This is a genomic window from Gilliamella sp. Fer1-1 (assembly GCF_001690825.1).
GTDB classification, from domain to species: Bacteria; Pseudomonadota; Gammaproteobacteria; order Enterobacterales; family Orbaceae; genus Gilliamella; species Gilliamella apicola_C.
On record NZ_LZGX01000037.1, the window covers coordinates 20,044 to 44,896 of the forward strand.

Here is a 24,853-nt window from a genome sequence, read left to right on the forward strand (position 1 = left end):
TCATAAATTACTCATTGTTTTGTAGGCAATTTTTTGTTGTTTAATCAAGGTTGAATCCCATTTTATTCACTTTAATATCTCGCTCACAAGATTCATCTTCCACATCATTTTCATACGACTTTTTGAACCATTCATCTGCTTTTTCTTTGTCCCTTTTGACGCCTTTACCTCGATAATACAACAAGCCAAGATTCCATTGTGCTTTAGTATTATTCTGCGCAGCGGCTTTTTCAAACCAATATTTAGCTAAACCATAATCTTGAGCAACTGCTTTACCTTCAATATACATAGCACCTAAAGCATATTGAGCATCAGCACCACCATTTTCGGCCGCTTTTTGATACCATTCAAAAGCTTTTCGGTGATCTTGCTCTACACCTTCACCTAAGTAATATAAATAACCTAGATAAAAAGCGGCTTCTGGAATGCCTTGCGCTGCAGATTTTTCATACCACTCTATTGCTTTTTGTGCATCTTTCTCGACAGAATCCCCCTGGACATACCTAACACCTAAGTAAAATTGCGCTTCTGGACTATTTTCTTCTGCCGCTTTTTTGTATAACTCCTCAAAACTCATATCTTCAAAATTTTGAGCATAAGAAAGGGGTACCATACAGATAAACAATAAGAATAATATTATTAGCTTTTTCATATAAATTCCCTTTCTAACCAAAACAAACTTCTTTAATTATAAAAATAAAAGGAGCGAAAAAAGCGCGTAATTATATCGTACCTATATCCCCCTATAGCAATACCGCAGATAATACCAAGTGCATTATTTACTAACTAACTGATTACTCAATATTTTGTACCTGTTCACGTATTTGCTCAATCAACACTTTAAGTTCAATTGCGCTAGCTGTAACATCTGCATTAATTGATTTTGATGCAATAGTGTTCGATTCGCGATTAAATTCTTGCATCATAAAATCTAACCTACGTCCAATCGCTTCGTTTTTCTTCAAAATAGAATAGGTTTCTTTAACGTGTGTCATTAGTCGATCAAGTTCTTCGGCGACATCTATACGTTGAGCAAGCATCACTATCTCTTGTTCTAAGCGAGAATGGTCAAGTTCGATATTGGCTTCTTGCAATTTGCCTTTTAAACGTTCTTTTTGCCACTCTAGTATTTGAGGCATCCAATTGCGAATCTTATCAACTTCGACAGTAATGGCTGCTAAGCGTTTAACAATCAAATCGCTAAGTGCTTTACCCTCACGCTCACGCACGGTAATAAAATCATCAATCGCACTATCTAATAAGGCTATAATTTCTTGGGAAATCGCATCCAGATTTTGCTCTTTAGCCGATAAAACCCCCGGCCAACGTAACACATCAATTGGGTTGGTTTGCCCTGATTGATGCTCGGATTGCACCCAACTTGCTGCATTAAGTATTTGTTTAGCCAAATCTTTATTTAACAAAAGTTCTTGATGTTGCCCCGCAGGATCTAGCTCAAAACGTAAATTACATTCAATTTTTCCTCGAGTTAAACGACTCCGTAATTTTTCACGGATGATAGGCTCAAGTGAACGAAATTGTTCTGGCAAGCGAATGTAAGTTTCTAAATAACGTTGATTGACTGAACGTAGCTCCCAAGAAGCGGTTCCCCATGGTTGACTTAATTCTTTTCTTGCATAGGCGGTCATACTGCAAATCATAATAACACCTTAAAATAATAAAAACTTGCTGGGCATTGTATCATATATTCTGTATAATGCGCTCTTAGCTTAGGCTAAACATTAACCCTATCTTGTTGATGTCCTCCTAAATAATGAGTTCAAAACGATATTTTTTAATTGTAACAATTGGAGAATTGCATGCGCCCGTCTGGTCGATCTGCGGAACAAATCCGCCCTATAAAAATAACCCGTCATTATACTAAGCATGCAGAAGGCTCTGTACTAGTTGAATTTGGTGAAACCAAAGTGCTTTGTAATGCCACTGTTGATGAAGGGGTACCACGTTTTCTAAAAGGCAAAAATCAAGGTTGGGTAACAGCCGAATACGGTATGTTACCACGAGCAACCAATTCACGTACGCAACGTGAAGCGGCTAAAGGCAAACAAACAGGTCGAACCATGGAAATTCAACGACTTATTGCCCGATCATTACGCGCAATGATCGATCTAGAATTATTAGGTGAATACACTATCACGCTAGATTGCGATGTTATTCAAGCCGATGGTGGTACAAGAACAGCATCAATTACTGGGGCTTGTGTTGCGCTGAACGATGCCATTAATAACATGGTTGCCGAAGGTAAAATTAAGCAAAACCCAATTAAATCTTTAGTTGCAGCTGTATCTGTCGGCATTGTAGATGGTCAAGCGCTTTGTGATTTGGAATATATAGAAGATTCAAATGCAGAAACCGATATGAATGTTGTAATGACAGATGACGGACGAATTATTGAAATACAAGGCACCGCGGAAGGTGAACCATTTAGCCATGAAGAGCTGTTAACGTTATTAGGATTAGCAAAAAATGGGATAACCGCCATTATTGATGCACAAAAACAAGCTTTGAACGACTAAACAGCTAATTGGAGAAAACCGATGAAATCATATAAAAGTGAATTTATTGAATTTGCTTTAGATAGGCAAGCATTAAAATTTGGCGAGTTCACACTAAAATCGGGGAGAAAAAGCCCCTATTTCTTTAATGCTGGATTATTTAATACTGGCAAAGATCTGGCTTTATTAGGCCGTTTTTATGCAGCTGCGTTGATGGATGCCAACTTAGAATATGATGTCATTTTTGGTCCTGCTTATAAAGGTATTCCGATTGTTTCTTCAACCGTTGTTGCACTATCAGAACACCATAATGCCGATGTCCCTTATTGTTTTAATCGCAAAGAGGCTAAAGACCATGGCGAAGGTGGCAACCTAGTCGGTAGTTCAATTTATCAGCAACGGGTTATGCTAGTTGATGATGTTATTACCGCTGGCACGGCGATTCGTGAATCGATGAGAATATTAGAAGATAACCAATCTAAACTTGCTGGTGTACTAATTTGTTTAGACCGACAAGAAAAAGGCCGTGGTGAGTTATCAGCAATCCAAGAAATTAAACAAACTTATCATTGTGATGTGATTTCAATTATCACATTAGATGATTTGATCCAATACCTCTATCAATCCCCAGAGCGACAAAATCAAGTAAAACAAGTTGAAGCTTATCGGGCTGAGTATGGCATAAAATAATCACCATTCCTTTTTCTTTTTTTACAAAAAGCATCGTAAGATGCTTTTCATCATCGCCTATCATGTCTTTATTAATATCGCATTTTTCATAATAAAAAATGCTATTTTTAGAAAAAAAGATTTTTACCTAATGTTAAATAAAAATAGCTGTGATATAACAATATGGCAACATTAATTCTCATAATTAGGAGTGAATCATGTCATACCATACAAGTAATGAAGAACACGCTATAGAGATCGTTAATATTGCTTCATTAGAAGCATTAGTTAAGGCAAGAATGGAAGCTGGTGCTTTTGGTTATATCCGCGGTGGTGCCGAAGATGAGTGGACGATGAGAGAAAACACTTTATCTTTTAATCGCAAAAAAATTGTTCCCCGAGTATTACAAGGGGTTGATCATGCCGATTTAACAACAAAATTATGGGATATCCCACTAAAAACCCCAATTATTCAATCACCATCAGCCGCACAAGGTTTAGCTCACGAAAAAGGCGAAATGGATACAGCTAAAGGGGTTGCCGCTGCGGGTTCTATTTTCTCCATTAGTACTTATGCCAATACTTCCATTGAAGAAGCTGCCAGTGCTGCTCCTAATGTACCGTATTTTTTCCAACTTTATATGAGTAAAGATGATGGTTTCAACCGTTTTATTGTTGATAAAGCAGTTAAAGCCGGTGCAAAAGCGATTATCTTAACAGTTGATTCAACGTTAGGCGGATATCGTGAAGAAGATATTATCAATAAATTCCAATTCCCTCTTCCTATGAAAAATTTAAGCGCTTATAGCCAATCAAGTGGTAATGGTGATGGTTCAGGTAAAGGCATTAGCGAAATTTATGCAGCAGCTAAACAAGGTATAGTGCCATCTGATATTCAAAAAATCAAAGAGATGGCCAAGTTACCTGTTATTGTCAAAGGCATTCAATCGCCAGAAGACGCCGCCATCGCAATATCTGCTGGGGCAGACGGAATTTGGGTATCTAACCATGGTGGACGTCAATTAGACGGTGGTCCAGCCTCGTTTGACGTATTACCAAACATTGCCGCAGTAGTTGCCAAACGGGTACCAATTATTTTTGATAGTGGCGTTCGCCGTGGTGAACATGTATTTAAAGCCTTAGCAAGCGGTGCTGATCTTGTTGCTATTGGGCGCCCTATTCTTTATGGACTAAATTTAGGTGGCGCAGAAGGTGTTAAATCCGTTTTTGATCATCTCAATAAAGAACTATCTATTACCATGCAATTAGCTGGCACAAAAACGATCGAAGATATTAAAAATACCCCACTAATTTAATGGTAGAAATTACTCGTATCACTTACCGTAATTAAAAAACGACGGTGATGAATATACATAAAACAAAATTATCGCCATATTATCAACAAGTGAGATGGCGATAATACCCTAAAAAACCATCGCTATTAATTTGGCTAAACGAATTATGGATCAATTATCCAACCATTGATAACCCCAAAAGACCGGCTCAAGCATCAACTATCATAATACCCATTACATATACCACACAAAAACAAGCAACGTAATTTTTACGTGGTTGTATGATCATTATGAATGTATTTACACAACTGTCACGTTTTAAGTTATTTTTTGTAAAAAACATTCAGGATTCTATACCGTTTCGAAATAAATAAAAACGTCCAGTATCTTATTTGTTAATAACGTATGATAACCATGGTATTAATCAAATTTGACAAAATCCCCCCATGCCCACAAACGAGTAAAACAGCTCAAAGTGATAGATATTTCACGGAGATATGGCAAAAACAACAAATAACTAGTGCCTCATAACGTTGACAACGATCTATTCGCTTTTATCATACGGTAATACTGCGTAAAGTATTTTTCAGCAAAACAGCTTATCGTTATTAGGAGATCATTTATCATATTTCTAAACTGCCTACACGGCAGTGAACTTCTGATTCGCAGCAGTGGATTAGGTTTTTGATTTCTAAACTGCCTACACGGCAGTGAACTTCAAGATCAATAGTGGTTCCTCTAATATTTTTTTCTAAACTGCCTACACGGCAGTGAACTTCCACCGAGAGTTTTATAAACATTATACAAATTTCTAAACTGCCTACACGGCAGTGAACAAACGCCGTATCTATGAAATAGCAAAAGGAGTTTTCTAAACTGCCTACACGGCAGTGAACCGTCATGTACTCTTCTAATAACTTAAAAAACTTTTCTAAACTGCCTACACGGCAGTGAACTAAGAACATCGACATGGATCCACATTACAGATTTTCTAAACTGCCTACACGGCAGTGAACCCCAATATCTCTCGCAGAATACATCCAGACAGTTTCTAAACTGCCTACACGGCAGTGAACTAGAAGCTAATATACTATCAATTTTGTATGCAAAAAGGCAAATAGTGATTTGGGTTTTAAAAACCCTTTTTTGAGGAAAGTTTTTAATTATTTGATTTTCTTTACTTTTAAAATATGGCGAAAAAAAGGGTTTTGGTTTTTAGTTTTTTGACTTTGTCATAACATAGCACAACCTAAACCTAAAAACCAAAGACTAATTTGCTTCGCTTTTTTACATTCGTTTTTTAATAAAAGCCATTAAAAATGGCGTTAAGCGTTTTCAGATTCAAATTTTATCTATCTATAAATAGATAAATAACCTATATCGATTAACTTCTTTATTATCTTTCTTAAAAGATATTGGATGATGCCCATCAATAACTTTCAAGCAACAATAAAATGAAGAAGCGCGGCCGGCTCAATTTGTTGGGATACATGAAAATCAGAGAAATAATTAGGATTGGATTTATCACCTTAATAAAGCAAATAAAAGCTCGCAGATAGAAAATTAACAACAAATCAGCTATGATATAGCACCTATAACAGTTAGCGATAAAATGACTAATAAGAAAGTAAAAATCAGTTACTCTCTAATTAGGCAACACCTATTTTTTATTTAGGAATTTTGAAAAATATGACTTCCAATAACACCCAATCAAGCACAAGTGCTCAACAACGCGATCAACTACAACGCCAAATCTGGAAAATTGCCGACGAGGTACGGGGTGCTGTTGACGGTTGGGATTTTAAACAATATGTTTTAGGCTCGCTATTTTATCTATCCAGACCAACTATTTTGTAATTTGGGATGGTGTGGTTTTCGAAATTGATCTATTAAAATCACAAGAGATCAATTTGGATTATATTCTTGAGCTAATTTATGAACAAAATAAACAAGAAAAAACCAAACAAGATATTGTTGAAGACACTCAACGATTGATTCGTTCAAGTTTAGAAAGCCGAGCTAAAGAAGGGTTAATTGTTGAGTTTATTAATCAAACGGATTTAAATAACATTCCCGATAAAGCCAGTGCGGTTAATGCTTTTTATCAATATGCACAACGTCAGCAACAAGCTGAAATTAACGCCTTAATTGAAGAAGAGAATTTAAATGAAGCAGCAGCCAAACGCTATATTGCTTCTTCATTAAAACGCAAATATGCAACCGAAAATGGCACTGAATTAAACGAAATGTTACCGAAGATGAGCCCACTTAATCCACAATATTTAATCAAAAAACGTCGGGTTTTTGAAAAAATAGCAACAATGGTTGAAAAATTTAAAGGGGTTGGTGGCAGTGATAATATCTAATTATTAACGATAAAGGGCATGGAATTGCGCACTGACTTTTCCCTGCCCGATAAATAATCAAGCAATATGGTTTGCTATAATCTGCTATGTCTTAATTTATATGTGTTTTAATTTAATCTATTTTTTAATAGATGAAGTTCTTATCCGTTCTATTTTTTGTAAAAAAGTGATCGATATCACATTAACCCACATTCAAATTTACTATAAAAATAAAAGCGCAATATAATAAGGCGCATTAGTGGTTTCTGTTTTAAATAGAGGAAAGTGATCATGCAATACACTAAACTGGGTAATAGTGATTTAACTGTCTCGCAGATTTGTTTAGGTTGTATGGGATTTGGCGATCCTACAACAGGCATTCACAACTGGACACTAAATGAATCAGAAAGCAGCAAAATTATTGGATATGCTCTTGAGCAAGGTATCAATTTTTTCGATACCGCAATCGCTTATCAAAATGGCTCAAGCGAAAGATATGTTGGCAAAGCATTACGCGATATGATCCTGCGTGATGAAGTGGTCATAGCAACAAAATTTTTACCACGTACAGCTGAGCAAATTGCTAATGGCATAACTGGGCAACAAGCTATCAACCAATCACTCAACCAAAGCCTAAAAAATTTGGGGGTGGATTACGTCGATCTTTATATTTATCACTATTGGGATTACAACACACCTATAGTAGAAGTCCTTGACACCCTTCATCAAAATATTTTGGCAGGCAAAATCCGTGCAATTGGCATTTCGAACTGTTATGCATGGCAACTGGCAAAAGCAAACACTATAGCAAAATATGAAGGCTTAACACCGTTTGTTTCAATGCAAAGCCACTATAACTTAATTATGCGTGAAGATGAGCGAGAATTATTTGGATTATGCCAAGAAGATAATATTGCTATGACGCCTTATAGCGCACTTGCCAGCGGTCGCCTTGCTCGTCCATATAACACCCAAACTGTACGCGCCAATGCGGATAACTATGCGAAGAAAAAATACGACAAAACCGCCGAGCAAGACCACGTGATCATCGATCGAGTTGCAGAAATTGCTGAACGCCACCAAGTATCCATGACGGAAGTTTCATTGGCATGGCTATTAACTAGAGTTACTGCTCCTGTTGTGGGTGCAACAAAAACCGAACAAATTCAAGATGCCGTTAAAGCAACCCAATTACAATTAAGCAATGACGAGCTAAACTACTTAGAAGAATGCTATAAACCTCACGCATTAGTTGGTATCATGGCAGATAACAAACCACAGATAAAACAAGCTAATTAACTTAGATATAAAATTGTTATCGAAAATAATAAGAATTAGTGCCTATTTACCGATAATTTAACAACGTAGCGCTGGGTTTTGGCTATGTTAAGTGGCTTATTTTGAATGATTTTGTATGCAAAATCTTGCATTTTCATAATGGTAAATAATTTTCGAGAAATCAAACGGCTCACCAGATGAGGTATAAAATATTTCTTCAACGCAAAGAGCGGGATCGCCCGCTTGTAACCCAAGATATTTTGCTATGTTTGCATCAAGTTTGATCACTTGAAAATATTTATCAGAAAAACCAATATTGATATTGTAATTTTCTTGAATATAGCTAAAAATTGAACGTTCAACAATGTCTGTATTTAAATAACAAATAAGCTTTTTGCGATAATAGGACTGTTCTAAGCAATATAATTTATCATCAACATAACGTAATCTTTTTACAAAATAAACATGTTCACTATCATCACATTGTAAATTTTCTTTCACTCTTGCACTGGGTTTGATAATGTCTACATTAAACACTTTAGATGAACCATACACATCATCTAAATCAACAGTAAAGCCATGACTTTGTAAAAAACTGAGATAACCTCTTTTTTTGCGCTCACGAACAAAAATACCGCTACCTTGCACTTGATAAATAACGCCTTGCCGTTCAAGGCAGTTAAGCGCTTTAATAATTGTGCTACGGCTTACTTGATACTGATTAATAAGTCCGTCTATATTCGCAAGTTGGGTACCTTTAGATAATTGCTGCTGATAAATCATTTGCTTTATTTTTTTTGCAACATTTTGATATTTTACCATTTATATCTTTTTGCTATTCGCCCAATAATTTACATATTATTTTATATTGCTTATGTTAAGTTAAGTTAAATAGTATAAAAAGTCGATCTAGATCACAAACAATATAATTGGTCATTAACAATTATAAAATTATCTATAAGATAAGCTTACTGAATTGATTTTAAGGAGCTTAATGGATGTCATCGAAAATAAGAGATTACAACAAGCTAGCAGTTGATATTTTAAATGAGCTAGGCGGAAAAGAGAATATTATCAACGCCTCTCGTTGTGCAACACGTCTACGCCTTGTCACAAAAACAACGCCAGAACAAGCAAAAGAAAAAATCGCAAAACTACCTGGTGTGATTACGGTTGTTGAAAAAGGTGGGCAAATCCAAGTTGTCATTGGTACGCATGTTGATAAAGTCTACAATGCATTTATTCAACTGGTTGATATTAATAACCAAGCTGTTAATAACAATGAAACCAATATTTTAAACCGTATCATTGCAACCATGTCGGCGGTATTTGCACCGTTTGTTTATATTTTAGCCGCATCAGGTATTTTACAGGGGATTTTGATCTTACTAAAATTAGCATTTGAGGGAATAGAATCAACTGGAACCTTTAGAGTATTTGATTTTATCTCTTGGGCACCTTTTACCTTTTTACCTATTTTTATTGCTATCACCGCTTCACAACATTTTCGTTGTAATCTTTATATCGCGGTTGCTTGTTGTGCTGCGCTGTTGTCCCCGACTTGGGCTGAATTTGCCAAATTAATCAGCGATGGTCAAGAAATCGATCTATTTGGCATTGCGCTATCTAAAACAACTTACGCTTCAACTGTGTTACCACCACTATTTTTAGTCTGGTTACTTTCTTATTTAGAGCGCTTCTTAGAACCTCGCCTGCACAGTATTATAAAACCGGTGCTATTACCATTATTTAGTCTTGTCATTATGGTGCCTTTAACATTACTTATTGTTGGTCCATTAACTGCCAATGGTGCACAATATATTGCTGATGGTTATAACTGGTTTGTTAATTTAGCCCCATCGTTTGCTGGTGGAATTATTGGTGCCGTTTGGCAAGTGTTTGTTATTTTTGGCGTGCACTGGGGGATCACACCGGTTATCGTTGAAAACTTTAAACAATATGGTCAAGACTCTTTCCAAGCATTTCAAACCATCGCCGTTATTGGTCAAGTCGGAGCAGCATTTGGTTTTTATTTAAAAACCAAAACTCAAGAGATGAAAGGCATTTCATTATCCGCTTTTATCACTGGCTTATTTGGGATAACCGAACCAGCTATTTATGGCGTTAACTTACGTTTTAAAAAGCCATTTATTTATGGCTGTATTTCGGCTGCTTGTGGTGGTATTGTGGCTGGGTTCTTTTCTCCTCACTACTTTGCTTATGCTGGTTTACCAGGTCCATTAACTATCGTCAATGCAATTAGCCCTAACAGCCCTAGCTCATTTATTGGTGTTGCAATTGGGTCACTTATTGCTTTGGTGGGACCTGTCGTTTTAATTCAAATCTTTGGCACTGGTGAAACTAAACAAGATGAGTCTGCTATTGAAAATGATACACCTAAAGTCTTGCTTGACGAGCTGGATATCACAAGCCCAATGACAGGACATGCTTTACCCCTAAGTGAAGTGCCTGATCCTGCTTTTGCACAAAAACTGATGGGTGAAGGGATTGCCATTGAGCCTACTGATAATCATGTTTATGCACCTTTTGATGCCGAGGTAACTGCGGTATTTGAAAATTCCAAACATGCTATTGGGTTAACATTAGATAACGGCGTTGAATTATTAATTCATGTGGGGATTGATACGGTTAATTTGACTAATAACGAGTTTGCATATCATGTTGAATTACACCAAAAAGTGAAAAAAGGTGATCTACTAATCAGCTTCAATCCTGAGGCAATAAAACAAGCGGGCTACCCACTAATCACCCCAATTATTATTGTTAATACCGATCAATACCAATTCATTTCATTAACGGATAAAACAGAAGTGACAGTTGATGATATCATATTTAAAATTAAGCAATAACAAGGAATCAAAAATGACTAAAAAACCATTTTTATGGGGCGGTGCTTTAGCCGCTCATCAATTTGAAGGTGGCTGGAACGAAGGCGGAAAAGGGCCAAGCGTAGTTGATGTCATGACAGCAGGTGCGCATGGCGTAGCAAGACAAATCACTCAAGATATTGAACCCGATAAGTTTTATCCAAACCATACGGCCATTGATTTTTATCATCATTATAAAGATGATATCAAACTCTTTGCTGAATTAGGTCTTAAATGTTTACGCACATCAATTGCTTGGACACGCATTTTTCCAAAAGGTGATGAGCTTGAGCCAAACGAAGATGGCCTGCGCTTTTATGATGATGTTTTTGATGAGCTCATTGCCCATGGCATAGAGCCTGTTATCACGCTATCACATTTTGAAATGCCATTACATATAGCTCGCCATTATGGCGGTTTTAGAAACCGTAAAACCGTGGAATTTTTTGAACGTTTTGCGACAGCATGTTTTGAGCGTTATAAAAATAAAGTTAAATACTGGATGACATTTAACGAAATCAATAACCAAATGGATACCAGCAATCCTATTTTCTTTTGGACTAATTCTGGTGTACAAGTTAAATCAGGCGAAAATCCGCAAGAAGTTCTGTACCAAGTCGCTCATTATGAACTTTTAGCAAGTGCCAAAGCAGTCATTGCCGGTAAAAAAATCAATCCTGATTTTCAAATTGGTTGTATGATCTCGCACGTGCCAATTTACCCATACTCTTGTAATCCTGAAGATATGATGGCTTCTGAAATTGCTATGCATCAACGCTTCTTCTTCCCTGATGTTCACGTTCGTGGCTATTACCCTGCATATGCATTAAAAGAGTTCGAACGTGAAGGCTATAAACTTGATATTACCCAAGAAGATCTTGCTTATTTAAAACAAGGTACAGTTGATTACATTGGTTTTAGTTACTACATGTCAACTGTCGTTAAGGCTGATGCGAAAAATGACAATCGTGACAACATTGTTAACGGGGCACTACCTAATGCGGTTGAAAATCCTTATATTAAAAGCAGTGACTGGGGTTGGCCTATTGATCCTGAGGGATTACGTTATACCTTAAATCGTTTATATGATCGTTATCAGTTACCGTTATTTATTGTCGAAAATGGATTTGGTGCCATTGATGAGCTAGAAAACGGTAACCAAGTGCATGACAAACCACGCATTGAATACCTAGGTGCTCATATTAAAGCGATGCAAACTGCCATGGATTATGATGGTGTTGATGTGATGGGCTATACCGCTTGGGGGATTATTGATGTGGTGTCATTTACCACTGGTGAAATGAAAAAACGCTATGGTGTAATTTATGTTGACCGTGATAATGAAGGCAACGGTAGCATGAAGCGTTATAAAAAAGATTCTTTTGAATGGTATAAAAAAGTCATTAGCACCAATGGTGCAAGTTTAAAGTGATAATTATCCATTAATTGATAAATGATTATGAGGATGAATACAGGCTTTGCCTGCATCCTCTTTTTTATAAGAAAAAAGCTTAAAATGGAAAAATGAGCTGTTTTTCAACTTGTGGATCGATTAACGTGACATGAAAACCAATTAACCGAACGCCACGCCCGTTACGACGTTCTAGCCAAACTTTATGGGCTTGTTTAATTAAATCGGCTTTATCTAATTTTGACCAGACATGCTCTTGAGTGGTAAGTTGAAAATCATCGAACTTAAATTTGACTCCCTGCCGAGCGATCGATAAATCAGAACGCACTTTACTTAATCGTTTTTCAAGCTCTTCAAATAATGGATCAAACTGTAATAAACACGCTTCCCAATGATGAATATCATCAACTAAAGTGCGCTCGACACCAACCGATTTGCGTTGCCTGTCATTACACACTTCTCTTTCATCAATACCTTGGCATCGTTCATACAAGACTCGCCCAAATTTGCCAAAATGGTTAAATAATTTAGTCACATCATAATTGACTATATCTTGACAGGTAAATAATCCCAAATCAGCTAATTTTTTTTCAGTCACTTTGCCCACACCAGGAATTTTTTTTAAAGGAAGCTGTTCAATAAAGCTGTCAACTTCATCAGGTGTTATCACATATTGACCATTAGGTTTGTTCATGTCAGATGCGATTTTGGCAAGAAACTTCAATGGGGCAACACCTGCTGATGCGGTTAACTCAAGTTCCTTAAAAATAGCTTGGCGGATATCTTGCGCAATCAAGGTTGCCGACCCGTGGCACAGCTTACAATCGGTCACATCAAGATAAGCTTCGTCAAGTGATAGCGCCTCGATCGCTTGAGTATATCGCTTAAATATTTGGTGGATCTGGTTTGATACTTCTTTATAGATTGCATGTCTGCCTGGTATAATTTTAAGATTGGGGCACAGTTTTATAGCTTGTGCCATTGACATTGCACTGTGCACACCATATTGGCGTGCTAAATAATTGGCAGTAGCCACCACACCGCGCTTACGAGGATCGCCCCCCACCGCAATAGGCATATTACGATAACGGGGATTATCTCTCATTTCAACAGCGGCATAAAAACAATCCATATCAACATGAATAATTTTTCGCATAAATGGTATCACGGCACATAAAATATAACTGTATAAATATACAATATCACACCTTAAGTGGCAGTGTAAACACCGACGATAGCTACTTTTCTAATTTATCAAAATCAATTAACCCTTTTTTATCATAAGGATCACCAATCCAACAGATCGATTCATGGAAAATTTCCGATTAACTAAAATTTTTTCAGTAATATATAAGCTATCACTTAATCCAGCAAAAACTAATCATGTGTTAATTACCTTTTGTGTGCTAAATTTTCGATTGACACAGTTTGGACATACCAGTTTGATAATGGTTTGTATACGTTGATATTCACGCTAACGATAACCAAAGCAGAAAACACTGTTCAAGTCAGTGTCTTCTCGTTTCTTACTAATATATTCTGGGATGGTATTTGATAAACATCTTCGTCGTGATCATAAATAAAAATATATAGCGGTAAAGCACAAACAAATAAGTGAAAAATAAGCTATCAGAGCTAAGTGCCGAACAACTAAACTTATGGCATATATGGCCATTTTGCATAAATAATTAATTAAAGTTGTTAATAATTAAGGTAATTTAAGCTAAATAGATTAATTAAATCTTAAGCGTTGACCAACAAAATAGAGATAGTGCAATTTATAAACATCTAATTAATAAATTAGTAATTAATCGCAATTTTTTAACTCAATAAAATTACAATTTGCTTAAATTGAATAATAAAATAGGCAGGTAAAAGTGTTATTTCCAAGCTTCAACCCTTTTTAAGAATAATTAAAACCCAACATTTTGGCAATTTCGTTATGTTTAGATTGTGCAAGCTGTGTTGGTAAATCGTTAAAAACAATGTTGCCATTATCAACCACCAAACAACGTGAAAAATAATTAAGTGAATCATCAAGATAGTGTGATACCATCATTAAAGTTAAATTGAAATCATCACAAATTTGATCCACTAACGCCAACATTTCAAAACGCAGAGCTTGATCGAGCGCTGAAAATGGTTCGTCTAACAATAAAACAGGGCGATGCTGAATTAAACAACGTGCTAATGCCACACGTTGCCGTTGCCCGCCTGAAAGCTGATTAGGATAACGATTGTTAAAGCCTGCTAAACTAACCTTAACTAGCATATCTTCTATTGTTTGCCGTTCAGATGCATTCAGTTTTAAACAAGGTTTTATACCTAAACCAATATTTTGCTCAACGGTTAAATGGTTAAATAAATTATTACGTTGAAATAAAATCGAAACGGGGCGTTTGCCTGGCAAGGTGCGAGTCATATTTTGATGGTTAAGTAAAATTTGCCCCGAGTTTGGTGAAACAAATCCAGCAATCAAATTTAACAAGGTACTTTTACCAGCACCACTGCGTCCAATAATGACGACTTTTTCTTTTGCTGCAATTTTGAGATTAAAATGCATTTTAAAATTATCGTAATGATAATTAATTTGATTTAGTTCGATCATAATCCATCACAACCAATAAACTAAAAGATAAGATTAACAATAATGCGGCCGTTACGGCGCTTTCTTTATAATGATAACTTGATATTTGTTCATACAAATAATACGGTAATGTGGTCACTGATTTTCCACCAAATAAAGCAATAATACCAAAATCACCCAATGATAATATTGCAGATAAAGCAAAACTCTGGATAATTAATCTTTTTAGTGCTTTATATTCAATTAAATAAAAGTGAAAAAAGCCATTAATATTAAGCGATTGACTTAATTGCCAATAGCGCGATACAACATCAAACATAGGTACAGCAAGATTTTTCAATATAAAAGGCAATGCCATCAAACCATTACATAGCATAATTAAAAAGCAAACAACGATAAAACTATGCGCAAAGGGAAATAATAATAAAAATAGACCTGATGAAAATACCATGCTTGGAATAATTAAAATCAACGATCCAACTAACATTAATTGATTACTCCACTGTATTTTGTGATTAATTAACAAACGGCTATTAGTATAAAGTAATAACAATGCCAGCAACATGGCAATAGTAGCAGAGCCAAAAGCAATTAATAATGAAAACATAACTGCCTGTTGAAAAGACGCAGTTAAAAATGACCATTGAAAAAAATATCCCCCTTCAATGAGTAGGGTCATAATCGGTAGCAAAATAAATAACCCACCAATAACAATAATAATCATACATAAAAAGGCTAAATGATTTGAAACAGGCAAACGGTAACTTTGCCTAACATAGCATGTATTAGGTTTTTGATGGTGGTTATTGTTATGAGTAAATTTTTGCATCAAACAAATAAAACAAACACAACAAATAAACTGTAAACAAGCTAAAAGCACAGCTTGAGCTAAATCTAAATCACGAATAGATTGATAAATGGCGACTTCAAATGTTGTATATTTTGGTCCGCCTCCTAGCGCTAATACGATCGCAAAGCTAGAAAAACACAGCATAAAAATAAGCGCAGCCATCGGGAACAGCTGCCGACGCAGTAATGGCCACTCAATCAATTTAAAGTAAGTAAAACTTGAAAAGTTTAATTGTGCAGCTAGCTGTTTGTGTTCAACTGGTGCACTATTTAACGTTCGATAGAATAGACAGCAAGCATACGGAAAATTTAAAAATACATGTGCAAGTAAAATGCCTGTTAACCCATAAATCGATGTCATAAATGGCACACCAAAATAACCGAAAACAGCCGCTAATAAGCCCTGTTTACCATAAACCGACAACAGCCCAGTGACGACAACAAGTGTCGGTAAAATAAAGGTAATTGGCATAATGCGCAATAATAATCTTTTACCTAAAAAATCAATCATCGACAAAGCTTTAGCCATGATAATTGCCAATAATACAGATAATAAAGTCGATAATGTTGCTTGAAATAAAGTTATCCAAATAACATGTAATAAATACTCATCAAAATAGACGACTAAATTATTAAATTTAATCGCAGTCAAACAAAGCGCAAAGAGTGCTGCGCCTAATATCATTAAGATCAGGCTAGCAGCGCTAATTCCTGGGAGTAATATTCTTAACTTCAACATTAGGTAAAATAAAACTACTTGCTAATGGCAGATTGCCATTCTCGTACCCACGTTTTTTGATTATGTTCAACTTGCTTTGCATCAAACTCAAGCGCTTTATTTATAGGTTTAACTTGCTTAAAAGCTTCGGGTAACGATGTATTAATAATAGGGTACATGGTATTTTTCTCAGCAAATTGACGTTGCACATTGGGGGTCAATAAATATTGCAAAAAAGCCCGTGCTAATTCGGGTTGCTGACTATATTTAGTAATACCAGCAACTTCAACTTGACGATAATGCCCTTCATCAAAAATAGCCGCAGCATAACGATGATCATTATCATTCATAATATGAGCAACAGGTGAAGTGCTATAGCTAAGCACAAAATCAGCTTCACCCTTTAAAAATAGCCCATAAGCTTCACTCCAGCCCTTAGTTACTGTCACGGTGTTTTTAGCTATTTTTTGCCATGCTGATGAGGCATCATCACCATAAATATTCTTTATCCAAAATAATAAACCTAACCCCGGAGTGCTAGTTCTAGGATCTTGATAGATAATCTTCCAGTTAGCTTTATTATCAACTAATTCATGCATAGAGCGTGGTGGATTGCTGATTTTTTGTTGATTATAAATAAAAGCAAAATAGCCAAAATCATAAGGCACAAAATCATCATCCCACCAGTTGGTATTTAAATTATCGGGTTTATTGATTTGGTGAGGAATAACAATATTGGCTTGTTTAGCCTGTTCTAAAAGATTATTGTCTAATCCCAAAACAACATCGGCATTGGTCTTATCGCCCTCAAGACGCATTCGATTTAAAATCGACACGCCATCGCCTAATGTAACAATCTCAACTTCACAGCCACACTGCGCTTCAAATCCCTTTTCAATTGCCCGCCCTGGTCCCCACTCAGAAATAAAAGAGTTGTAACTATACACAATCAAGGTGGGTTTTATATTGGTAGCATTTGCAATATTTGCCATAAAAAGTGCAGATAATACCAAAGATAATAACAATTTTTTACAAAACATTTTGCCTCCAAAATAGCAAATAAAAGACAAAAGGTTTGAGTAGGTATAATAACTCAAATCCCTCCGCTGGCATGATCCAGTTCAGGTTCGACGGGTTATGCTAATTTAACGATCTAACATTCTCAGCCCTCAGGCACCCCGTTGAGAACATTAATTAGTGTAGTGTTTAGGATTATGTTTGTAAACAACCAAACAAATAAAGCATTATGAACAAAACAACAAGAAATTAAAACAACCATTGATTTTATTGTTTTTTTTATGATTTTGCTTTAAAACAAAAAAGACACTTACTACGCTGAATGCTCGAAAACGAATCGATATCAATTTTTCATCAGCTTATCCATAACAAAATTAAGCTTTTGATGTCTGAAATTCTCATACCGCCGTATTTTTCCCGCCATTGATAAAAAGTTGAATTACCCATGCCCTATTTACAGCGCCGTACTTTAACAGAAATATCAGCCTCAGACTCTTTTAAAATAGATACAATTTTGTAAATATCCCCCTAAAATAGTACAAATCATAAGAGAACATATTATATGTCAAAAAATTTAGTGCAGAGTTTAAACAATAGCCAGTGGTTTGATATTGCTTTATCCACTTATCTAATGCGGATTTAGTGATGTCATATTCAGTAATAATATTTGTTTATTTTTTAGCATGTTGATATAGAATCACCATTTGTTTTTTTAATTGGTAAGTAAAACTGCGTTTTTTCTTCTTGAAATGCGATTTACCATGGGTGATTTCTTTTGTTTTTTGTTTATCGTAACAATTGTAACTACCCCCTAAAATAGTACAGCAAAAAAGTAGAAAATTCTCTATGATAAAAGTAAAAGAGGATTCAATTATGAAAAAAATGACTGAACATCAAATCGTAGCTATTTTAAAAGAAGCTGAAGCGGGTATTCCCGTTAAAGAGCTGTGCCGTAAATAGGGCATGGGTAATTCAACTTTTTATAAATGGCGGGAAAAATATGGCGGTATGGAAACTTCAGACATCAAACGTCTAAAAGAACTCGAAGCGGAAAACCGCAAGCTTAAGCAGATGTTTGCCGAACTGAGCTTAAAATCCCAGCTTCAGGAAGAAATCATAAAAAAGCTTTAGTGCCAACTGGGGCACGTAAAATGTGGGCACAGCAACTACAACAAAATCATTTGGTTACTATTGCTATGAGTTGTGCCATTGTTGGTTTAAGTCGTTGTGCTTACTATTATCAACCTAAGTTACAGGATGATTCGGTGATTGTTTCGGTGCTGAATGCTATTACAGATAGGCATTTACGCTGGGGCTTTCCTAAATGTTTTAATCGTATCAGAAAGCTCGGCTATCAATGGAATCATAAACGGGTATATCGGGTGTATTGTGAATTAAAGCTTAATCTCAGGGTAAAGCGTAAAAAACGCATTCCTCCACGATACCCAGAAAGGTTATTAGTCCCCAATAAACAAGGTGAATGTTGGTCAATGGATTTTATGAGTGACAGTAGTCGTAATCAACGTCGCTTTAGGACATTCAATGTCATCGATGACTTTAATCGTGAGGCGTTAGGGATTGATATTGCAGTAAGCTTACCCGCAGGAAGGATTACCCGTTACTTAGATAAACTGGCCGAATATCATGGGTATCCATTAAAAATACGGGTCGATAATGGGCCAGAATTTACAGGGAAAGCCTTTATAAACTGGGCTAAATCACATGATATAACCATTAATTATATCCAGCCCGGTAGCCCTTATCAAAATGGCTATATTGAACGATTTAATCGTACCTATCGTACTGAAGTACTCGATTTATATCTATTTAATAATCTAGAACAAGCAAGAAAGGTAACCGAAGAATGGTTAACGATTTATAACACCGAAAGACCGCATGAGGCATTAAATAACATGACACCGATTGAGTATAAAACACTAAAACAAGCAGCGTGATTTTCTACGTGAGTTGTGTACTAAGTTTGGGGTATTTACAAGTAAAAAAATGGTCTTATGCATTTGAACATTACGCAGAGTATAACTGCCATACTTTTCTATTCAATTTATTATATGAAGCAAATCTGGCAGATAGATATATTTTAAAAGATATACATTTTATGGGGTTTTTAACCTCAGCTAGTGATTACAAAGATGAATACCGATATATTATTGATTCTCATGGAAATGTAAGTAAATTAAAAAACACTGAAATGATGAGAAAACAAACTAATGAAATTTATAAAAAAATGAAACAAGTTAATGATAATGCCGAAAAATTAGCTGATATACTGAAAAGATAATACCTATGAAAAAAAATTAACATTAATTTTAATAATGATGCCATTATTAATCTATGTATTAGGAGCAATTATGACCGGCTTAATTAATCCATTAGATGTTGCCAAATGCATTAAAGTGCGAACCATGGGAATTAAACCCCACGTGCCTTATTATGGCTCGACCAAAATAATACTCAATCATTACCGAACTCCTGATAATTATCCTGATTTTGCACCGATTACCCTTGAAGAAGCCGAAAATGCGCCTTATCGTGTTCATGATCCATTTAGTACGGAACTTAAAATTAATGAAGTTGGCGATAATTATCAATTTAAAGAGCGTTGGAGTTATGAACGTAAACCACAATATATTTTACTTAATGAGCGGCAATTAAACAGTTTAAAAGATCTTGAAAATGGATCTCACTTTTTTATTTTAGATACGCATTTACAACTGCAACCGATCACCATTGAACAAGCAATTACGTTACCCAATTATATTAAAGTAACAAGAGAAATGGGCAAAATTATTGCTATTGAAAAAAAACCTTTGCTTTCGATTAGTAAATGGGAATATGGCTACTGGCCTCATAGCGCTAATATGCGTTATTTAAGACTTTTTTGCTATGCAATGGATAAAAAGACACTATTACGATCTCGTTATGTGGAATATGACGAAGAAGGTAATAATTTAATGACTATAATAAAAGACCAAAATAATAAACTGATCAGTATAAGGAAAACCTATCCCAAAGGAAGTCAATATTATTCTGAAACCACGTTATTTAATGAACAAGGTGATAAAACAACTATCTTTTATACTCCTAGTTCTGGGGACAGCAAAATTGTTCATCTTGATAAACAAGGAAATATAACTGACGTAACATATGGCAGTGTTCCATATCACGGAATTCCTGATTTTACAGAGGAAGAACGCTATAAAAATCTTAAAATTGATACTAGTAAAGAGTACAAGGCCGTTGATAGATTAGATTCAGAGAAATAGATTTTTGACTAAATTTTAGAAATCATATGAGCTATTTTTTAATAAATCATCAAAGTTAAAGGAAATAAAATCATGAAAGGAGTAATTAGATTAGGCGATTTAACTAATCACGGAGGTAAAGTTATTTCTGCCTCATCAAAACTTGTCGTATTTAATAAAGGTGTCGCACGTGTTGGTGATATGGTGTGCTGCCCAATACAAGGGCATGGTATTAATCCCATCATTGAAGGTGATCCGCTATTCATTGACGATGGTAAACAAGTCGCTTTCCATGGACATAGGTCGGCATGTGGTTGTGTACTAATTTCATCATTAACTAATTTTGGTAAAAAAAACTAATGGCTATCGATTTAACTTTACTACCCGAGCAAATAGCTCTAAAAAAAGGGTTGTCTCGCCTATTTTGGTTTATTGCTTTAATTGTATTTGTTGCTATTGGTTTATTTTTTACCTACATGAAACAACTCAATAGTAATTTAACGCAAAAACATCTAATGATTGGTATTACTATTTCAGTTTTAAGTTGGTTGATATTATTATCCATATGGTTTTTTATTCGAGGATGTCGTGAAACTTATGTTGAAAACTGGAATCAATTACGGGAAGAGCGAAAACAACAACTTATTGAATATGGACAAAGACCATTGTATGTTATTTTTCACCAATTGATTTCTGAGTTTGGTGATGATAACCATGCACAAGCGCTAGTTAGTGGTCTAATGTCACTTGAGCCGAAAATAACTGACCAGTCAAATTATTATGCAAACCCAATTATTTATTCAAAATTCCCATTTAATGATTTAAAACCTGATGATTTTAACCAAAAAATAGATAACTTATTTGGTAATTTGCAACAAACGCTATCTATTTTAAATGATAACGCCTTTAATGGCGTTCAAAAGCACATACGCTTATTTATTGATTCTCCTATACTCCCCGAAGATATCAAAAATATTTGGGAAAATAAATTAGGAAAAATAAGTTTATTTGCCTCTTGGCAAGTTGTTGATGCCCAAAAAAATACTATCTTTTTAGATAGCTGGTTAGATGATTCAGAAAATGACGATCATTTATTATGTTGTATCAGCTTACATTTATTTGATAGGCCCGTAACGTATAGTGCTGAAGCTATGACAAGTATTATTTTTTTAGGGGAAAACCTTATTAACCAACAAAATACCATGCAATATATACAAAAAAACAAATCGGCGATTGTTGCCTTGCATCGAACAGAAGAAGGGAAAGATCTTAATTATGTTCTTGATCATGCTCAATTATGGGGAAAATTAAGTGATGTTGAAGAGAGTCAAACACAATTAGAGGCTATTTGGCTATCACAACTCTCTTCAGAAGTTAATGCCAACGTTTTATCGCGATACGTTGATAAGCGATGTTCAATTAAAAATATTTATAACCTTGATTCAACATTTGGTATATCGGGTGAATGCGATTACTGGGTTGCATTAGCTTTTGCGATTGAATATGCCGATCAGATTGATAATAAACAAATGGTCATCGGTGAGAAAAACGCGCGTTTTAATGCCACTATTATTGATAAAATAAAAATTGATATAGAACAGGGGACATAATGAAAAAAATGGTGCTAGGTTGGGCGTTGGTTTGTTATGTTTTGGCTATCTGTGGTGTCGCTTTTGTTTGGCTTTCTGATGATACTGCTTTAATGCCTCGTCCAACAAAAGTAGAGTTTTCTTTCACAATATTATCGGTCGGCATCTTACTGAGTTGCTTTGCTATTGTAATAAAATTTATTATTAATTTTATCACTTATGACATATTTAAAGGTGAAGAAAAAAACTATTTTGTGAAGAAATAGCAATACAAACTTTTATACTAATAAGGTAAATCTTGCCATGCATTATTATTGGTATGTTCATGTAAATTTAAAACAAGATTTTAAGGAACATTCTGATATCAACGACCCAAGACACTATATGCAGCCAGCAAAAGCTGCCATGAAAAAAAATTGTTGAAGATAAAATCCGTATTTGCGGTAGTGCAGGTGAATTATAATATGAAAGATCAAGGCGTTGTTTATCGTAATTTGAAAAACGGATTGTAATGCATAGACATAACGCTGTATCCCAAACAGATGATATGATGCCTATATCATAAAGAAAAATCACCGTTACCGATTTGGCTAACCGCTTTATGATTAGTAGTCCTGCTATTTATTGCACCTAAATACCTCATTAAACATTAAATAACATGTCCCCATTGAATATAAAATACCAATACAGATAGCGTCATTTGCTAGGTGAGTTGTGTGCTCACTATCAGATATTTACCCCAATTATTCGCTTTTAAGCGCTATTTTTGTAAAAAATATTCAGGAATCTATACCGTTTCAATATGAAATCATTTTAAATTTAATGGATTAATAAATTATTTTTCATAAAGCATCAAATGGTTTACAGCCCTTATTCAGCCAAAGCATTAAACGGTTATCACTTACTGGATTAACTAATATAACTCATTAATATTCAGCACTATTTATTTAACATCTTTAAAAAAAAGGTTAAATTTCACACTAAAACTGTGTATACTTTTTGGCCGAATTGTCTGTTGTTTGCACTCAGTCATACTGAGTATACGATATAAATAATAACTAAAATAAAAATAAACAGAATAAATTATGAGGAATAATAGGAGAGCAAAACATGTCGAATGAACTTAATCGCCTTTTGGATCAACTTGGTGGTGAGTTTGGCCATTTTATGGCAGGTTTAGGGGGCGTTAGTCACAACCGCTATACCTTAACCGTTGACGGGCTGACCGCACCAATTTCAGTTTTGCATGTTGACGGTGATGAGCAGTTAAATCAACCTTGGCGTTATGTCGTTACCTTTACCAGTCCTGATAAAACCTTATTGCCCGATGCGTTTCTTAATCAAAAATCGACTTTCTTCTTTAATCCTGTTATTAACAAACCATTAACTTCCGCTATTCGTTCACTAAGCGACTTGCCCGCCGTCACGAATAAACGTACCTTGTATGGGGTGATCACCGAATTTAGCCAGCTATCGGTCAATAAAGATGAAGCTCATTACCAAGTCGTGTTATCTTCGTGCTTAGCACGGTTGGCCGTGGGGAAAAATAGTGCCATATTTCAAAATCAAAGCGTGGTCAGTGTGGTTGAAGAAGTGCTACGCAGCCACGGCTTTACCGGCATTGATTACCGGTTAGCGCTCAAAGATAGTTATCCTGAACGGGAGTTTATCACCCAGTGGCAAGAAAGCGACCTGGAATTTATTCAACGCTTATTGGCTGATGTCGGTATCTGGTTCCGCTTTGAAACCCATGCCGAACATGATTGTGATGTGATGGTGTTAAGTGATTATGAACAAGGCTATGCGCAAGTGGCCAATATCGACTATAAACCGCCGAGTGGTATGGCCGATACGGGTGTGGAAAGTGTTTGGGATATCACCTTACATAGCGAAATGGTACCGGCCTCAGTGACCGTTCAAGACTATAACTACCGTGATGCCCTAGCCGACTTACAGAGCGAAATAAATACCCAACCCAAAGTCCTCACCACCTATGGCAAGGATTACCGTTATGCCGAGCATTATAAAGGCTTAAATAGCAACGGACAAGATAACTCGCAAACGAGTAACACAAATAACAATGGCGTTGGTAACCATGGTAATCCTAATGGTAGTAACCAGTATAACGATAATCAAAACGATAATCAGATTGAAAGTGGTCAGTGGTATGCACGTATTCGCCATGAGCAGGCGATTAGCCAGCAAATTATCATTAAAGGTAAGAGTAATCACTATAACCTTGCCCCCGGTCAATGGATTAATATCAACGGCAGTCCGCTGACGAATATTAATGACGGTATCCTTATTTTAAGTGTGCAAGGACAAGGTAACCGTACCGATGCCTATGCACTCACCTTTACCGCCATTCCCTATCAAGCCTTAAAACCTTATCGCCCCGCGCCCATACGCTGGCCACAAGTCAGTGGCA

The 24,853-nt window shown here is 35.7% G+C and carries 19 protein-coding genes, 3 pseudogenes, 1 CRISPR repeat array and 1 riboswitch; of the genes and pseudogenes, 15 read left to right on the top strand and 7 right to left on the bottom strand.

Annotation, left to right across the window (positions count from 1 at the left end; translation table 11 throughout):
• Positions 1 to 40: 40 nt before the first annotated feature.
• Both A9G28_RS05340 and A9G28_RS05345 read right to left on the bottom strand, forming a co-directional pair.
• A complete protein-coding gene (locus A9G28_RS05340) occupies positions 41 to 652 on the bottom strand; it encodes a tetratricopeptide repeat protein (protein WP_065579992.1) in 612 nt (203 codons plus the stop codon).
• 142 nt (positions 653 to 794) lie between these two features.
• Complete coding sequence (locus tag A9G28_RS05345; protein ID WP_065579993.1) at positions 795 to 1,661, bottom strand: YicC/YloC family endoribonuclease; 867 nt, start codon at positions 1,659 to 1,661, stop codon at positions 795 to 797.
• 159 nt (positions 1,662 to 1,820) lie between these two features.
• Between A9G28_RS05345 and rph the strand changes: the two genes are divergently transcribed.
• From rph to A9G28_RS05370, 6 genes and pseudogenes are all read left to right on the top strand, one after another.
• The gene (gene rph / locus A9G28_RS05350; RefSeq protein WP_065568489.1) at positions 1,821 to 2,537 is read left to right on the top strand and encodes a ribonuclease PH; all 717 of its coding nucleotides are present in this window, start codon (positions 1,821 to 1,823) and stop codon (positions 2,535 to 2,537) included.
• Positions 2,538 to 2,558: 21 nt separating this feature from the next.
• Positions 2,559 to 3,206, top strand: coding sequence for an orotate phosphoribosyltransferase (gene pyrE, locus A9G28_RS05355; protein WP_065579994.1), 648 nt, complete (start codon positions 2,559 to 2,561; stop codon positions 3,204 to 3,206).
• A 197-nt stretch (positions 3,207 to 3,403) separates the two neighbouring features.
• Positions 3,404 to 4,501 carry a lactate oxidase gene (locus A9G28_RS05360; protein WP_065579995.1) on the top strand — a complete coding sequence of 366 codons (1,098 nt, stop codon included), beginning with the start codon at positions 3,404 to 3,406 and terminating at the stop codon, positions 4,499 to 4,501.
• A 607-nt stretch (positions 4,502 to 5,108) separates the two neighbouring features.
• Positions 5,109 to 5,556: direct repeats of the CRISPR family, unit length 28 nt; unit sequence TTTCTAAACTGCCTACACGGCAGTGAAC.
• 613 nt (positions 5,557 to 6,169) lie between these two features.
• Positions 6,170 to 6,313 (top strand): annotated as a pseudogene (locus A9G28_RS13320) (type I restriction-modification system subunit M N-terminal domain-containing protein); the annotation flags it as partial.
• A 26-nt stretch (positions 6,314 to 6,339) separates the two neighbouring features.
• A pseudogene (locus A9G28_RS05365) lies at positions 6,340 to 6,846 on the top strand (type I restriction endonuclease subunit R, EcoR124 family); the annotation flags it as partial.
• A 270-nt stretch (positions 6,847 to 7,116) separates the two neighbouring features.
• Positions 7,117 to 8,124, top strand: coding sequence for an aldo/keto reductase (locus A9G28_RS05370; RefSeq protein ID WP_065579997.1), 1,008 nt, complete (start codon positions 7,117 to 7,119; stop codon positions 8,122 to 8,124).
• Between the two features lie 96 nt (positions 8,125 to 8,220).
• Here A9G28_RS05370 and A9G28_RS05375 read toward each other — a convergent pair whose 3' ends face one another.
• The gene (locus A9G28_RS05375) at positions 8,221 to 8,925 is read right to left on the bottom strand and encodes a GntR family transcriptional regulator (RefSeq protein ID WP_065568478.1); all 705 of its coding nucleotides are present in this window, start codon (positions 8,923 to 8,925) and stop codon (positions 8,221 to 8,223) included.
• A 176-nt stretch (positions 8,926 to 9,101) separates the two neighbouring features.
• Between A9G28_RS05375 and A9G28_RS05380 the strand changes: the two genes are divergently transcribed.
• Both A9G28_RS05380 and A9G28_RS05385 read left to right on the top strand, forming a co-directional pair.
• Positions 9,102 to 10,973, top strand: a complete 1,872-nt coding sequence (locus A9G28_RS05380; protein WP_065579998.1) for a glucose PTS transporter subunit IIA — start codon at positions 9,102 to 9,104, stop codon at positions 10,971 to 10,973.
• 13 nt (positions 10,974 to 10,986) lie between these two features.
• The gene (locus A9G28_RS05385) at positions 10,987 to 12,423 is read left to right on the top strand and encodes a 6-phospho-beta-glucosidase (protein WP_065580005.1); all 1,437 of its coding nucleotides are present in this window, start codon (positions 10,987 to 10,989) and stop codon (positions 12,421 to 12,423) included.
• A 79-nt stretch (positions 12,424 to 12,502) separates the two neighbouring features.
• On the opposite strand, the gene dinB is transcribed toward A9G28_RS05385, so the two are convergent.
• The 4 genes from dinB to thiB form a co-directional block, all read right to left on the bottom strand.
• Entirely contained in the window at positions 12,503 to 13,558 is a 1,056-nt protein-coding gene (gene dinB / locus A9G28_RS05390) for a DNA polymerase IV (RefSeq protein WP_065579999.1), read from the bottom strand.
• Between the two features lie 747 nt (positions 13,559 to 14,305).
• Entirely contained in the window at positions 14,306 to 15,010 is a 705-nt protein-coding gene (thiQ, locus tag A9G28_RS05395; RefSeq protein ID WP_065568475.1) for a thiamine ABC transporter ATP-binding protein ThiQ, read from the bottom strand.
• The gene (thiP, locus tag A9G28_RS05400) at positions 14,988 to 16,577 is read right to left on the bottom strand and encodes a thiamine/thiamine pyrophosphate ABC transporter permease (RefSeq protein WP_065580000.1); all 1,590 of its coding nucleotides are present in this window, start codon (positions 16,575 to 16,577) and stop codon (positions 14,988 to 14,990) included. Before thiP ends, thiQ begins: the two co-directional genes overlap by 23 nt.
• Positions 16,578 to 16,591: 14 nt before the next feature.
• Positions 16,592 to 17,596 (bottom strand): thiamine ABC transporter substrate binding subunit, encoded by a 1,005-nt coding sequence (gene thiB / locus A9G28_RS05405; protein ID WP_081301510.1) that lies wholly within the window; start codon positions 17,594 to 17,596, stop codon positions 16,592 to 16,594.
• Positions 17,597 to 17,636: 40 nt separating this feature from the next.
• Positions 17,637 to 17,747: riboswitch (TPP riboswitch) on the bottom strand.
• 699 nt (positions 17,748 to 18,446) lie between these two features.
• Here thiB and A9G28_RS05415 point away from each other — a divergent pair.
• The 7 genes and pseudogenes from A9G28_RS05415 to A9G28_RS05445 form a co-directional block, all read left to right on the top strand.
• A pseudogene (locus A9G28_RS05415) lies at positions 18,447 to 19,528 on the top strand (IS3 family transposase).
• 8 nt (positions 19,529 to 19,536) lie between these two features.
• On the top strand, positions 19,537 to 19,872 hold the full coding sequence (locus tag A9G28_RS05420; protein WP_141674692.1) for a hypothetical protein: 336 nt from the start codon (positions 19,537 to 19,539) through the stop codon (positions 19,870 to 19,872).
• Positions 19,873 to 19,942: 70 nt separating this feature from the next.
• Complete coding sequence (locus A9G28_RS05425; RefSeq protein ID WP_065580002.1) at positions 19,943 to 20,857, top strand: hypothetical protein; 915 nt, start codon at positions 19,943 to 19,945, stop codon at positions 20,855 to 20,857.
• 72 nt (positions 20,858 to 20,929) lie between these two features.
• Complete coding sequence (locus A9G28_RS05430; RefSeq protein WP_065567329.1) at positions 20,930 to 21,196, top strand: PAAR domain-containing protein; 267 nt, start codon at positions 20,930 to 20,932, stop codon at positions 21,194 to 21,196.
• Positions 21,196 to 22,446: a hypothetical protein gene (locus tag A9G28_RS05435; RefSeq protein ID WP_065580003.1), complete on the top strand. Its 1,251-nt coding sequence runs from the start codon at positions 21,196 to 21,198 to the stop codon at positions 22,444 to 22,446. The genes A9G28_RS05430 and A9G28_RS05435 overlap by 1 nt, the downstream gene beginning before the upstream one ends.
• Complete coding sequence (locus A9G28_RS05440; RefSeq protein ID WP_065567331.1) at positions 22,446 to 22,691, top strand: hypothetical protein; 246 nt, start codon at positions 22,446 to 22,448, stop codon at positions 22,689 to 22,691. The genes A9G28_RS05435 and A9G28_RS05440 overlap by 1 nt, the downstream gene beginning before the upstream one ends.
• A gap of 844 nt (positions 22,692 to 23,535) precedes the next feature.
• Positions 23,536 to 24,853: type VI secretion system Vgr family protein (locus A9G28_RS05445; protein WP_141674693.1), on the top strand; the 1,318-nt coding region annotated here is incomplete at its 3' end.

Bases quoted from the DNA above. Each gene is read 5' to 3' on its own strand.
- A9G28_RS05340 (WP_065579992.1), bottom strand. From the start codon at position 652: ATGAAAAAGCTAATAATATTATTCTTATTGTTTATCTGTATGGTACCC.
- thiB (WP_081301510.1), bottom strand. From the start codon at position 17,596: ATGTTTTGTAAAAAATTGTTATTATCTTTGGTATTATCTGCACTTTTT.
- A9G28_RS05360 (WP_065579995.1), top strand. From the start codon at position 3,404: ATGTCATACCATACAAGTAATGAAGAACACGCTATAGAGATCGTTAAT.
- thiQ (WP_065568475.1), bottom strand. From the start codon at position 15,010: ATGATCGAACTAAATCAAATTAATTATCATTACGATAATTTTAAAATG.
- dinB (WP_065579999.1), bottom strand. From the start codon at position 13,558: ATGCGAAAAATTATTCATGTTGATATGGATTGTTTTTATGCCGCTGTT.
- A9G28_RS05435 (WP_065580003.1), top strand. From the start codon at position 21,196: ATGGCTATCGATTTAACTTTACTACCCGAGCAAATAGCTCTAAAAAAA.
- A9G28_RS05380 (WP_065579998.1), top strand. From the start codon at position 9,102: ATGTCATCGAAAATAAGAGATTACAACAAGCTAGCAGTTGATATTTTA.
- A9G28_RS05375 (WP_065568478.1), bottom strand. From the start codon at position 8,925: ATGGTAAAATATCAAAATGTTGCAAAAAAAATAAAGCAAATGATTTAT.
- A9G28_RS05370 (WP_065579997.1), top strand. From the start codon at position 7,117: ATGCAATACACTAAACTGGGTAATAGTGATTTAACTGTCTCGCAGATT.
- pyrE (WP_065579994.1), top strand. From the start codon at position 2,559: ATGAAATCATATAAAAGTGAATTTATTGAATTTGCTTTAGATAGGCAA.
- A9G28_RS05440 (WP_065567331.1), top strand. From the start codon at position 22,446: ATGAAAAAAATGGTGCTAGGTTGGGCGTTGGTTTGTTATGTTTTGGCT.
- thiP (WP_065580000.1), bottom strand. From the start codon at position 16,577: ATGTTGAAGTTAAGAATATTACTCCCAGGAATTAGCGCTGCTAGCCTG.
- rph (WP_065568489.1), top strand. From the start codon at position 1,821: ATGCGCCCGTCTGGTCGATCTGCGGAACAAATCCGCCCTATAAAAATA.
- A9G28_RS05345 (WP_065579993.1), bottom strand. From the start codon at position 1,661: ATGATTTGCAGTATGACCGCCTATGCAAGAAAAGAATTAAGTCAACCA.
- A9G28_RS05425 (WP_065580002.1), top strand. From the start codon at position 19,943: ATGACCGGCTTAATTAATCCATTAGATGTTGCCAAATGCATTAAAGTG.
- A9G28_RS05430 (WP_065567329.1), top strand. From the start codon at position 20,930: ATGAAAGGAGTAATTAGATTAGGCGATTTAACTAATCACGGAGGTAAA.
- A9G28_RS05385 (WP_065580005.1), top strand. From the start codon at position 10,987: ATGACTAAAAAACCATTTTTATGGGGCGGTGCTTTAGCCGCTCATCAA.